This window comes from Allobosea sp. 01N443, assembly GCF_056399325.1.
Genome location: NZ_JBFTRC010000179.1, coordinates 1 through 11,909, shown reverse-complemented (window position 1 = coordinate 11,909; position 11,909 = coordinate 1). Strand labels below are relative to the sequence as shown.

The 11,909-nt window shown below is 64.8% G+C and carries 10 protein-coding genes and 1 pseudogene; 6 read left to right on the top strand and 5 right to left on the bottom strand.

The features are described 5' to 3' along the window. Positions 1-281: 281 nt before the first annotated feature. Both AC1DRP_RS29285 and AC1DRP_RS29280 read left to right on the top strand, forming a co-directional pair. Positions 282-1,616: a malonyl-CoA decarboxylase gene (locus tag AC1DRP_RS29285; protein WP_441506663.1), complete on the top strand. Its 1,335-nt coding sequence runs from the start codon at positions 282-284 to the stop codon at positions 1,614-1,616. Positions 1,617-1,636: 20 nt separating this feature from the next. Continuing rightward, positions 1,637-3,166 carry a malonate--CoA ligase gene (locus AC1DRP_RS29280; protein ID WP_476770315.1) on the top strand — a complete coding sequence of 510 codons (1,530 nt, stop codon included), beginning with the start codon at positions 1,637-1,639 and terminating at the stop codon, positions 3,164-3,166. A gap of 15 nt (positions 3,167-3,181) precedes the next feature. Here the strand turns inward: AC1DRP_RS29280 and AC1DRP_RS29275 are convergent, their stop codons facing one another. The 3 genes from AC1DRP_RS29275 to AC1DRP_RS29265 all read right to left on the bottom strand — a co-directional run bounded on the left by AC1DRP_RS29275 (position 3,182) and on the right by AC1DRP_RS29265 (position 6,609). Then, positions 3,182-3,946 carry an MBL fold metallo-hydrolase gene (locus tag AC1DRP_RS29275; protein ID WP_441506661.1) on the bottom strand — a complete coding sequence of 255 codons (765 nt, stop codon included), beginning with the start codon at positions 3,944-3,946 and terminating at the stop codon, positions 3,182-3,184. Between the two features lie 194 nt (positions 3,947-4,140). After that, the gene (locus AC1DRP_RS29270) at positions 4,141-5,862 is read right to left on the bottom strand and encodes a Na/Pi cotransporter family protein (RefSeq protein WP_441506660.1); all 1,722 of its coding nucleotides are present in this window, start codon (positions 5,860-5,862) and stop codon (positions 4,141-4,143) included. Between the two features lie 156 nt (positions 5,863-6,018). Beyond that, positions 6,019-6,609 carry an NADPH-dependent FMN reductase gene (locus tag AC1DRP_RS29265; protein WP_441506659.1) on the bottom strand — a complete coding sequence of 197 codons (591 nt, stop codon included), beginning with the start codon at positions 6,607-6,609 and terminating at the stop codon, positions 6,019-6,021. 75 nt (positions 6,610-6,684) lie between these two features. Here AC1DRP_RS29265 and soxR point away from each other — a divergent pair, with 75 nt between their 5' ends. Beyond that, complete coding sequence (soxR, locus tag AC1DRP_RS29260; protein WP_441489083.1) at positions 6,685-7,146, top strand: redox-sensitive transcriptional activator SoxR; 462 nt, start codon at positions 6,685-6,687, stop codon at positions 7,144-7,146. 9 nt (positions 7,147-7,155) lie between these two features. Here soxR and AC1DRP_RS29255 read toward each other — a convergent pair whose 3' ends face one another. Both AC1DRP_RS29255 and AC1DRP_RS29250 read right to left on the bottom strand, forming a co-directional pair. After that, complete coding sequence (locus tag AC1DRP_RS29255; RefSeq protein WP_441506658.1) at positions 7,156-7,953, bottom strand: creatininase family protein; 798 nt, start codon at positions 7,951-7,953, stop codon at positions 7,156-7,158. 25 nt (positions 7,954-7,978) lie between these two features. Beyond that, entirely contained in the window at positions 7,979-9,370 is a 1,392-nt protein-coding gene (locus tag AC1DRP_RS29250; protein WP_441506657.1) for an FAD-binding oxidoreductase, read from the bottom strand. A gap of 264 nt (positions 9,371-9,634) precedes the next feature. Here AC1DRP_RS29250 and AC1DRP_RS29245 point away from each other — a divergent pair, with 264 nt between their 5' ends. The 3 genes and pseudogenes from AC1DRP_RS29245 to AC1DRP_RS29235 all read left to right on the top strand — a co-directional run. Continuing rightward, positions 9,635-10,663, top strand: coding sequence for an ABC transporter substrate-binding protein (locus tag AC1DRP_RS29245; protein WP_476770314.1), 1,029 nt, complete (start codon positions 9,635-9,637; stop codon positions 10,661-10,663). 100 nt (positions 10,664-10,763) lie between these two features. After that, positions 10,764-11,576, top strand: a complete 813-nt coding sequence (locus tag AC1DRP_RS29240; RefSeq protein WP_441489087.1) for an ABC transporter ATP-binding protein — start codon at positions 10,764-10,766, stop codon at positions 11,574-11,576. Further along, positions 11,573-11,909, top strand: a pseudogene (locus tag AC1DRP_RS29235) (hypothetical protein); the annotation flags it as partial. The gene AC1DRP_RS29240 and the pseudogene AC1DRP_RS29235, both read left to right, overlap by 4 nt.

Genomic DNA, 11,909 nt, shown 5'->3' with positions numbered 1-11,909 from the left:
CCAGAGCCCTCAGGCTCTCTTGACTATGCTGTATCGCTCGACGGACCGCCTCTGTCGTCGTGGCGCTCCCATGGTGAACCTGGCCCATAGCGCCTCCTTCCACTCACGCGAAAAGACTGCACCATCAAAGCCCGGGATCAAACACCTAGCTTCTATGTTCGCATCGGCTTCTCCGAAAACCGCAATCCACTTTTCGGGCCGATGCTCGAGCAGGACAGGCCGTTCATTCCGGCGCAGAAAAACTCGTATAGGATCGCACCACGACGGCAGCGGAGACGGGGATGGACATGGCGTTTCTCGGCGAACTCCTGACGAGTGTGGCGGACCGGGGCCGCGCACTGATCGGCCTTGAGCGTTTTGCCGGGAACCGCAACCGCTCGCTTGACCGGCTTTGCGAGGACCTGCTGTCAGGGCGCGGTGAGGCCTCCGGCATGGCGTTGGCGCAGGCCGTTCTCGAGCAATGGGAACGGCTCGATCCGCCCGGGCGCCTCGGTTTCTTCCGCCTGCTGCAGGATCGCTTCGGTCCGGATCAGGAGAAGTTGAACGCCGCCATCGCGCGCTACCAGAATGAGCCGGATGCGGTTGCGATCGCAGCATTGCACATTGCCTCCGAGCCGCGCCGGCAGGAACTTTTCCGCCGGCTCAACCTCGCGCCCGGCGGCACCCATGTGCTGGTCCGCATGCGGGAGGCGTTGTTCGAGGCGATCGAGGCCGACCCGGCCCTGAAGCCGGTCGATGATGATTTCCGGCATCTCTTCGGCTCCTGGTTCAATCGCGGCTTCCTGGTCTTGCGCCGCATCGACTGGCACACACCGGCCAATGTGCTGGAGAAGGTCATCCGCTACGAAGCGGTGCACGAGATTCAGGGCTGGGATGATCTGCGCCGCCGGCTCGAGCCTGCAGACAGGCGCTGTTTCGCCTTCTTCCATCCGCAACTGGTCGACGAGCCGCTAATCTTCGTCGAGGTTGCGCTGACGGGCGCGATCCCACGCAGTATCGCCGAAGTCCTGAGTGAGGGGCGCGAGGTCCTCCCGGCCCAGAATGCGTCCACCGCGGTGTTCTATTCGATCTCGAACTGCCAGGAGGGGCTGCGTGGCATTTCCTTCGGCAATTTCCTCATCAAACAGGTCGCCGAGGACCTGAAGCGCGAACTGCCCGGGCTGGATACCTTCGTCACCCTTTCGCCCGTTCCCGGCTTTGCGCGCTGGCTCGCGGGCATCGTCGCCGAGCCTGGCGACCCGCTGCTCACCAATGAGGAACTCTCCGAGCTTGCGCGCCCGGTCGGCGAGACCATGGCGCTCGACGAACAGGAGAGGGCCCGGCGTGACAAGCTGCTGGGTCAGATGGCGGCGCATTATCTGCTGCGCGCGCGTGCATCGTCGGGGCGGGTCATCGACCCGGTCGCGCGCTTCCATCTCGGCAACGGCGCAAGGCTGGAACGCATCAATATCGGCGGTAATCTCTCGGCCCGGGGCTTGCGCGAGTCGCACGGCGTGATGGTCAATTACCGCTATGATCTCGGCGACATCGAAGCCAATCACGAGGCCTTCGCCAGCCGCAACACCGTCGTCGCTTCGTCCGCCGTCCGCAAGCTGCTCCGTCCCGTCTCCGCCTGAACGAAAACCCGAGACCTGTCATGGCCAATCATCTGTTCGACCTCGTCACCGCGCGCATTCCCGCACCCGACGCGCCCTTCGCGCTTCTCGATGACGGCCGTCGCTACAGCTATGCCGAGATGGTCGCGGTGTCCGCCCGCTTCGCCAATGCCCTGGTGGCGCTCGGCGTGAAGCCGGGCGACCGCGTCGCCGTGCAGGTGGAAAAGAGCATCGAGGCGCTGATGCTCTATCTCGGCACGATCCGCGCCGGCGCCGTCTTCCTGCCGCTGAACACCGCCTACACGCCGGCCGAGATCGAGTATTTCCTCGGAGATGCCGAGCCCGCGGTCTTCGTGTGCGATCCAGACAAGGCCGAGGCCCTGCGGCCCTACGCCGAGAAGGCCGGCGCCAGGTTGGAAACGCTCGGTGTCGCGACAGGGACGCTCTTCGACAAGGCCGGCGGCGCTTCCGCAGAATTCGCCGATGTCGCACGTGGCCCGGACGACCTGGCCGCCATCCTCTATACCTCGGGGACGACCGGGCGCTCCAAGGGCGCCATGCTGAGCCATGACAACCTGGCCTCGAATGCGCTCGCGCTCGTCGACTACTGGCGCTTCAGTAGGGATGACCGGCTGCTGCATGCGCTGCCGATCTTCCATACGCATGGCCTCTTCGTCGCGACCAATGTCGTGCTCTTCGCCGGCGCCTCGATGATCCTGCTGCCGAAATTCGATCCCGAGCAGATCATGAAATACCTGCCGCAGGCGACCTGCATGATGGGCGTGCCGACCTTCTATGTCCGGCTGCTGCAGGATCCGCGCCTGACCAAGGAGGCGACCCGGCATATGCGCCTCTTCGTCTCCGGTTCGGCGCCGCTGCTCGCCGAGACGCATCGCGAATGGCGCGAGCGCACAGGCCACGCCATCCTCGAGCGCTACGGCATGACCRAGACCAATATGAACACCTCCAACCCCTATGAGGGCGAGCGTGTGGCCGGCACGGTCGGTTTCCCGCTGCCAGGCGTGAGCGCGCGCGTCACCGACCCGGAAACCGGCAGGACGCTCGGTGCCGATGAGATCGGCATGATCGAGGTCAAGGGCCCGAACGTCTTCAAGGGGTACTGGCGCAATCCCGAGAAGACCAAGGCCGAATTCCGCGATGACGGCTTCTTCATCACTGGCGACCTCGGCAAGATCGACCCCGCCGGCTATGTCCATATCGTCGGGCGCGGCAAGGACCTGATCATTACCGGCGGCTACAATGTCTATCCGAAGGAAGTCGAGACCGAGATCGACGAGATGCCGGGCGTGATCGAGAGCGCGGTCATCGGTTGTCCCCATCCCGATTTCGGCGAGGGCGTCACGGCCGTGGTCGTGGTCAAGGCCGGCGCCGAGATCACCGCCGCGTCGATCTCGAAGGCGCTCGACCAGCGCCTCGCCAAGTTCAAGCTGCCGAAACAGGTCTTCATCGTGCCCGAACTGCCGCGCAACACCATGGGCAAGGTTCAGAAGAACCTGCTGCGCGACAGCTATCGCGACATCTACGCCAAGACCGCCAAAGCGGGGGAGTAACCCAGCACCGCGCGGTCAAACCCGCGCGGGCTCCCTGATTTCGATGGTTTCGCCGTCTCCGGGGATCAACAGGCGCTCTGGCCCGATACCGCGCTGTTCGGCGGCCTTGCGCAAGGCCGCCCGGTTGACGCTGGCGTGGTCGAGCGCTTCCATATGGGTCGCGATGACGATGGCCTCGGGGGCTGCTTCGCAGAGTGCCAGCGTCTGGGCGTCGTCCATCACGATCAGGCTGCTGTCCCAGAGGGCACCGCAGGAATGGGTGACGATCACATCCGGCGCGGTCGCTGAAACCGCTTCGAGCAGCGGCGGATAGAGAATGCTGTCCCCGCACCAATAGAGGGTCGGCTCGCCTGGGGCCTCCAGGCTGAAGCCCATGACGGGCCCCATCTTCTCGACGACCGCGCCGCTGCCATGCTGCGCCGGGACGCGCTTCAGGATAATCGGTCCGATCCGCTGGAAGCACTCCACGGGGCTGACTGACTGGAAGCCCGCCTCCACGATCCTGTCCTCGTCGCCGGGGCGGCAGGTCAGCGGCAGATATTTGGGAATGCGCTCCTTCGCGACGCTGTCGAAATGGTCGGAATGCAGGTGCGAGACGATCACCTGGTCGACACCATCGAGAATGCTCTCGATCGGCTCGGGCAGCTCGACCATCGGGTTTGCGGATTTGCCGGTGAAAGATGGACGGCCGTGCATGGGGCCGAAATCAGGGTCGATCAGGAATGTCCTGCCCGCATAGACAAGCTTGAGCGTGGCATTGCGGAGGAGTTGGAGCCGCATGAGTGTCTCCGGATAGTGGCAATGCAGCTCATCATGCGTTCTCCCACTCGCCAGCGGCCAGTTCTATTTTGTGAAGTCGATAGTGCTCAGCGTTGATCAATGCTCGCTCCGGATTGAGATCAAGGAGAAACCCTCGGAGCCTCCCAAAGACCTACGCCTTTGGACTATACATCCGCGAGGGCAGGCGAGCGGGCTCAGCCCTTGGGTTGCGGTACCATGCCAAGATCGAAATCAGCCTCGGCAGCGGATGCTTCGCTGTGCCTGAGGCGGCTCTCCCGCAATTCGCCGGCCGTCTCGAGGATGGGATAGGCGATCGACGTGATGTGCCCGTGGATGCGCTTGAGATCGCGCAGCACGTCGAGATGGATCGAGCTCGTCTCGATCGATTCCGGCACGCCGCTGCGCAGCCGCTCATAATGGCTTTCGGTCGCGCGGCGCTCGGCGGAACGCATCACGGCCTTCTCATCGAAGAGTTGACGCGCCAATGCGATGTCGCGTGTCGCGAGGACGTTCAAGGCCAGCCGCAGGCTGTGGGACACCCGCGCATGCAGTGCGCTGATCTCGGCAAGCCCCTCCGCCGAGAAGCGATAGCCCTTGCGGATCTTCTTCTCGGCCAGTTCCCGGAGGTTCTTGTCGATGACGTCGCCGATATGCTCGAGATTGGTGTTCAACGTGACGATCTCGAGCAGCCGGCGGCTTTCCTCCGTGCTCAGCTCGGACCGGGACAGCCGTACCAGATAGAGCTTGATCGCCTCGTGGATCGTGTCGACACCGTCATCGGCCTGCGAGATCTCGCGGGAGAGCTTGATCTGGTCGCCATCGAGCAGGGTCAGCGTGTCCTTCAGCATCTCGCCGACGCGGTCGCCGAGATGGAGCGTCTCGCGCATCGCGCAGGCAAGCGCTTCCGATGGGCTGTCGAGCACACCGGGGTCGAGATAGAGCGGGCGGATCACGCGTTCGTTTGTCGGCGCGCTCGGCATGAGCCGCAGGACGAGGTTGGAAATTGGTGTGATGAAGGGCAGGAACAGCAGCCCGCCGGCGATGTTCAGCGCCAGATGCAGCTCGACTGCGAGCCGTCCGGGATGGAGAGACAAGGACGAGAACCAGCCGGCGAGCGGGCCGGCGAACGGGATCACGATGACGGCGATGACGAGGCGCGTCAGCAGATTGGCGACCGCGACACGGCGCTGCGCGATCGGGGCGCCGAGCTGGTCGATGACCGGGACCAGGGCATTGCCGAGATTCGCTCCGACGATCAGTGTCACGGCCATGGTCGGGGAGAGCAGCCCGCCCGACCAGAACGAAGCGATCAGCAGCACGATGGCAAGGCTGGAATGGGTCAGCCAGGTCGCGGCGACGGCCACAAGCACGGCGATGACCGGCTCGCCGGCCAGTGCCTGCAGAATCAGCTTGAAGGTCGGAGACTGTGCGAGCGGAGCGGCAGCGGATTTCAGCTCGACGAGCGAGAGCAGGATGAGCCCGATGCCGACCAGGACACGGCCGATATTGCGGGCCCGGTCCATCGCCTCGTTGGCGAGGTAGAGCGCCACACCGACTGCGAGGCAAAGCCCCCAGATCCAGCCAAGATCGAGCGAGACGAGAAAGGCTGCGAGCGCCGTGCCGATATTGGCTCCGAGCAGCACGGCAAGCGCCATCGGCAGGGTGATCAGCGATTGGCCCGCGAACGAGGAGAGCAGCAGCGTCGTCGCCGTCGAGCTTTGCAGCACCAGAGTCACCGCCGCTCCGCTCGCCAGCGCCGTGAAGCGGTTGCGCGTGAAACGCGCGAGCGCCTGTCGGAGCGAGGAGCCGAAAGCCCGCGTGGCGCCCGTCCTGACCAGGCGCACGGCCCAGATCAGCAGAGCCACCGCCCCTGCGAGGTGGATCAGGACCGAGGTGGTGCTGTCGACTGCGTTCATCTCGTACGGTGGTCTCCGAATCGGGGGTGCCAAGGGCCTCGCGAAGCGCAGCCAATCTAGCTGAATTTCATTAGCCGTCTTATAAAATATGTAGGTTGAAAGGGGCCATTTGATGACCCCTCTCCGACCTATTGTCGTCGGTGATTGCTGATCGGTTCAAGCCGCGAATGTACCATAGGGGACGTTTTCCCGGGCATCGCGCAGCGCTGTCGCCCACCAGTGCAGTTGCGCCAGCATGGTTGCCATCGCCTGCTCGGCCTTGGTCGCATCCAGGAGCTGGCCGGTCTCGTCGAACTGGCTCCAGGCATGCGCAAAGCAGACAACGTCGCGGATAGTGGCCGCATGCAACTCGTTGAAAACCTGGCGCAACTGGTCGATGGCGCGCAAGCCGCCCGAGACGCCGCCATAGGACACGAAGGCGACCGGCTTGCCGCGCCACTCCGCCCCGACGAGATCGATCAGGAACTTCAGAGGCGCCGGATAGCCGCGGTTATATTCCGGCGTGACCACGATGAAGCCATCGGCGCGCCCGATCCGCTCCCTGAGCAGGCGCACTGTCGGAGTTTCGCCGCGTGGGTGGCGCTTCGGCAGGTCGAGCGTCAGCGGATCGATGACATCAACGACGAAGGGGCCTTCGCCTTCGATCTGCGACAGCGCCCAGTTGGCCACCCGGTCGCAGAGCCGCCCCTCACGGGTGCTGCCATAGATCAGGGCGAGGTGGATCCTGCGGTCTAACGGGCGGTGCATGGTCGCGCTCCAGGCTGCTTGCACATCGGAAGCGCAGGGTTATAAAACCTCAAGCAAGGTTAAGGTCAAGCGTCGATGAGCAAAGCGGATCACGCCCATTTCTTCGATGAGATGAGCGTCGGCGAGGTGGCGAGGCGCAGCGGGCTCGCTGTCTCCACCATCCATTTCTATGAGGCGAAAGGCTTGATCCGGAGCGCGCGGAGCAGCGGAAACCAGCGCCGCTATCCGCGCGAGGTTCTGCGGCGCGTGGCGATCATCAAGGTGGCGCAGCGCACGGGAATCCCGCTGAAGACGATCGGCGACGCCTTCAAGGCCTTGCCATCGGAGCGCACGCCGACGGCGGAGGATTGGTCACGCCTGTCATCGGTCTGGAAGGTTGAGCTGGAGCGCCGGATCGACCGGTTGACGCGGCTGCGCGACCACCTGACCGACTGCATCGGCTGCGGCTGCCTCTCGGTGAAGAGCTGCCCGCTGCACAATCCCTGGGATCGGTTGGGCGAGCAGGGCGCGGGACCGCGCCTGCTCGACCCCGATTGAGGCTGCCGGTTACGACGCCTTGTGCAGTTGCGAGAGCGGGAACCTGGCGACGTCTGCCAGCAGCTCGGCAAAACCCTTCGCCTGAAGGGCCGCTGTCGCCTTGCCCTTTTCTGCCGTCGCCAAGCTGGCATCGCCTGCCGCGCCGCTGGGGTTGACGTCCTGCGCCATCCAGGCATGCGCATGTAGGCCAGTTGGCCTGAGCCAGGCGTACTCGCCCTGCATCTGGATCGTGCTTGGCTCGAAATGRCCGGCCTTGCCCATGTCGACGAGGTCCGGCCGGAAATGCAGCATCAGCGAGGTCTCGATGTCGCCGGCATGGATGCCGTGATTGGCATCGAGATCGGCATAGACGCCTTGCGGCAGACCGAAGGCGCGCCAGGCGGTGGTGACAGCCAGCATGCCGTGGCGCACGCGCAGTTCGCGCGCGACCACCTTCATCGGGTCGATATTGCCGCCATGCGAGGTGACGATGATGAGCTTGCGCAGGCCGGCGCGCCGCACGCTTTCGCCGATCTCGAGCCAGCTCTGCGTTGCGCTCTCCCAGGACAGCGTCAGCGTGCCCGGCGAATGCAGATGCTCGTTCGACTTGCAGATCGGCAGCGTCGGCAGCACCAGCACATCGAGATTGGCGGGAACCAGCGGCATCGCCTCGGCCAGCATGGAATTCATGATGGTGGTGTCGACCGAGACCGGCAGATGCGGCCCGTGCTGCTCGATGGCCGCCAGCGGCAGCACCGCCACCGTGTTGTCGGGCGACAGCCCCTCGAAATCGGTGGTCTTCAGGTCGCCCCAGAAACGCGCGCTCATCGCTCAATCCGTCCTTGTCTGCTCGTCATTCCGCCGCCTGCGCAGCATCGGCTTGCCAGTTCAACAGCTTGCCGGGGTTCATCAGTCCTTGCGGATCGGCGATCCGCTTGAACTCCGGTTGCGGCGCATCGACCTTCTTCCAGCCGGCATTGTTCAGGACCCAGCTATGCGGGTTCGAGGCCTGGATGCCCGCTTCTTCGGCCTGCGCCATGATCTCGTGCAGGCGCTCGGCCGTGGTGAAGCGCACCAGCGGCAGGCTGGAATGGTAGACCTTGCCCTGCCGGCGCTGGAACTCGATGTGGAAGAGCACATCCTCGTGGAAATGCGTCTCGGCCCAGGCCAGCAGTTCGAGGTTGCGGACCGGCGGGAAGCGCAGTTGCAGATAGGTGATGTCGGGGTCGACCTTCAGCGCATGCAGCGTGGTGTGGTTCCAGGTGTATTCGTAGAGCGGGCCGGGCGCGCCCTTCTCGCGATGCTCCCCGAATGCCGCGGCGCGGGCTTCAGCCGCTGCGCGCGAGAAGGTGACCGTTCCGCCCATCTCGGCAATCAGCCGGTCAAGCTCGTCGCCCTGCGGCTCCGAGACCATCAGGATGGCAAAGGCCTTGTTCTCGCCCAGCCAGGGGGCGAGCCGGCGCAAATACGGGGCAATGCGCGGATCGTGGATGCTGATCAGCTTCTTGGCGATACCGTCGCATTCGGTGAAGGCCTGGCCGAAGGCGGCCGCCTGGCCAAGGGTCTCGAAGGTCGCGATCCGTTCTGCCCAAGCATGGGCGGGTGCCAGTGGCACCTCGACCTCGGTGATGATGCCGTTGACGCCATAGGCGTGCATGACCTTGAGGATGTCCTTGCCGCGCAGCTCGATCAGTCGCGGCTCGGGCTCGACCGTCATGACTTCGACGGCGATGACCGCGCCTGGATTGTCGATCTGCCCCCAGGTGCAGGAACCGGCGCCGGCAGCTCCGCCGGCGATGAAGCCGCCGAGCGTTGCCTGTGCCCGGGTCGAGGGATGCATGCGCAACTCCTGCCCGAGCGGGGCAAGCGCCTTGTCGATATCGAGCATGTTCGCGCCAGCCTCGAACCGGCCCGCGCCGAGCGTGGTCGAGACCACACGGCTGAACCGGGACAGGTTGAGCACGACCCCGCCTTCGAGCGGTACGGCCTGGCCGTAATTGCCGGTGCCGCCGCCGCGAACCGTCAATGGCACGCGATGGCGCGCGCAGGCCGAGGCGACGCGGCGAACCTCGTCCTTGGTCTTCGGCAGGATCACGAGTTCAGCCTGCTTGCCCTCGAGATCCGGCTTCAGCACGGGGGAGAACCAGAAGAAGTCGCGGCTGTGCATCCTGAGCGACGGCGCGTCGTCATAGATGGTCAGATCTGCGAGTTCGGCGCGAAGTGCGGAGAGGGCAGGGCTGGTCATGCTGATCTCGGATTCCGTGGACGGCGCCACCATAGCCGGAAGTGCCGGCGGAGGAAGCCGCGTGGCCGCATGGCGCCGTCGCGGCTGTTGATCACTTCAGGTGTTGCAGATCTGGCGAGGAATTGGGCAAATGCCCGATCTCTGTGCGTAATAGTGCGATGCCGGATTTCCAGCGCGCCTGGCAGCGTGGCATATATGTTGCTCGCTGGTGGCCACAGCGCGGCGCGGACGCCGCTGGCTAGCCTGTTCCTGGAGGTCCGTTCCATGACGATGAAGTATCGCGTGAGCCGTCGCGCTGCGCTCGGCCTGATCGGCGGCTCGGCCGCTTCCGCCCTGATCCCGGTTCCCGGAGCCAGGGTCAATGCCCAGACGCTGGACAAGGTCAGCTACCAGACCAACTGGCGCGCCCAGGGCGAACATGGCGGCTTCTATCTCGCCCTCGCCAACGGCATCTACAAGAAATACGGCATCGACGCCGATATCCGCATGGGCGGCCCGCAGCAGAACCCGTCGCAGCTCCTGCTCGGTGGCCGGGTCGACATGATCATGTCGAACTCGTTCGAGGCGATCCGCTATGCCCAGGAGAACCTGCCCTTCCTCTGCATCGCCTCGATCTTCCAGAAGGACCCGCAGGTCCYGATCTCGCATCCGGGCCAGGGCAACGACACGCTGGCTGCGCTCAAGGGCAAGCCGATCCTGGTCGGCGCCGGCGGACGCACCAGCTTCTGGCCCTTCCTGAAGGCGAAGTTCGGTTTCACCGACGAGCAGATCCGGCCCTACACCTTCAACATGGCGCCGTTCCTGGCCGACAAGACGATCTCGCAGCAGGGTTTCCTGTCCTCTGAGCCCTTCGCGATCCGCAAGGCCGGCGTGAACCCGGTCGTGCACCTGCTCGCCGATTCCGGCTTCGGCAACTACAACACGACCATCAACATCTCGAAGAAGATGGTCGCCGAAAAGAAGGACGTGGTGCAGCGCTTCGTCACCGCGACTCTCGAAGGCTGGGCCGAGTACATGAAGGGCGGTCCGGCGATCGAGGCCGCCAATGCGCTGATCCTCAAGGACAATCCCGACATGGACGGCGAGAAGCTCGCCTATGCCCGCCAGGTCATGAACGAGAACGGCATCGTGCTCTCGGGAGACGCGCTGACGCTTGGCATCGGCGCGATGACCGATGCGCGCTGGGCCGATTTCTACAAGATGATGACGGAGGCCGGCGTCTTCCCTGCTGGCATCGACATCAAGAAGGCCTATAGCCTCGAGTTCATCAACAAGGGCGTCGGCAAGGCTTAGGCGGCTTCCGCCCTTCATGGACCCCGGGTCGGCGCGGCGGCGCCGATCCGTCCGGGATGACCGGAAGACGTTCGACAGCAGCAAGATGGATCATCAGGCTTTGGACACAGCCTATCTGAGCAGACCTCATGTCGAAGGCAGCGGCGCCAGGCCGCTCGTATCAGTCCGGCATGTCTCGAAGCAGTTCGCCAACGGCACATTGGCCGTGCGCGACGTCAATCTCGACCTTGGCACGGGCGAGTTCATCAGCCTGCTCGGCCCCTCGGGCTGCGGCAAGTCGACCTTGCTGCGGATGATCGCAGGCCTGGGTGCGCCATCGACGGGCACGATCGACTGGCCGACGACGAGTCATGACGCCTCCGGCAAGCCGGAGCGCGATCTCGGCTTCGTCTTCCAGGACCCGACATTGATGCCCTGGGCGGATGCCCTGTCCAACGTGATGATGCCGCTGATCCTCAAGCATGTGCCGAAGCGCGAGGCGCAGGAGCGCTCGGCCGAGATGCTGGCGCTGGTCGGGCTGAAGGGCTTCGAGAAATCCTATCCGCGCGAGCTTTCCGGCGGCATGAAGATGCGCGTCTCGATCGCCCGTGCGCTGGTGATGCGGCCAAAGATCCTGCTGATGGACGAGCCCTTCGCGGCGCTGGACGAAATCACCCGTCACCGCCTCAATGACGACCTGCTCGAGCTCTGGTGGAAGACGAAGTTCACCGCCGTCTTCGTCACCCATTCGGTGTTCGAGTCGGTCTACCTGTCGAAGCGCATCGTCGTCATGGCGGCTCGTCCCGGGCGCGTCATGGCCGATCTCGACGTCGATGCTCCCTATCCGCGCGACGAGCTGTTCCGCACCTCGGCCGATTACGCGCATCTGTGTCGTGTCGTTTCCGGCAAGCTCAAGGAGGCGATCGGCTCATGAGCGCGCCGTCCCTGGATACCACCATGCCGCATGTGCCCCATGACGGGACCGATGCGGAAGCGCGCCCGATCTTCGCGGCCGAGCCCCGCATCCTCGGCCTGCCCGCCAGCGCCTGGCCCCGCATCCTGGCGCCGATCGCGGTTGGCGTGCTGGCGCTTGGCCTGTGGGAGTTCCTCGTCCGCTGGAAGGAGATCCCACCCTATATCCTGCCCGGGCCGGTGCTGATCGGGCAAACGCTGATCGCCGACTGGGGCACGCTTTCGGGCTCGCTCTGGATCACGCTGCGCATCACCTTCATGGCGCTCTTCGCAGCCGTGRTCGTCGGCGTCACGC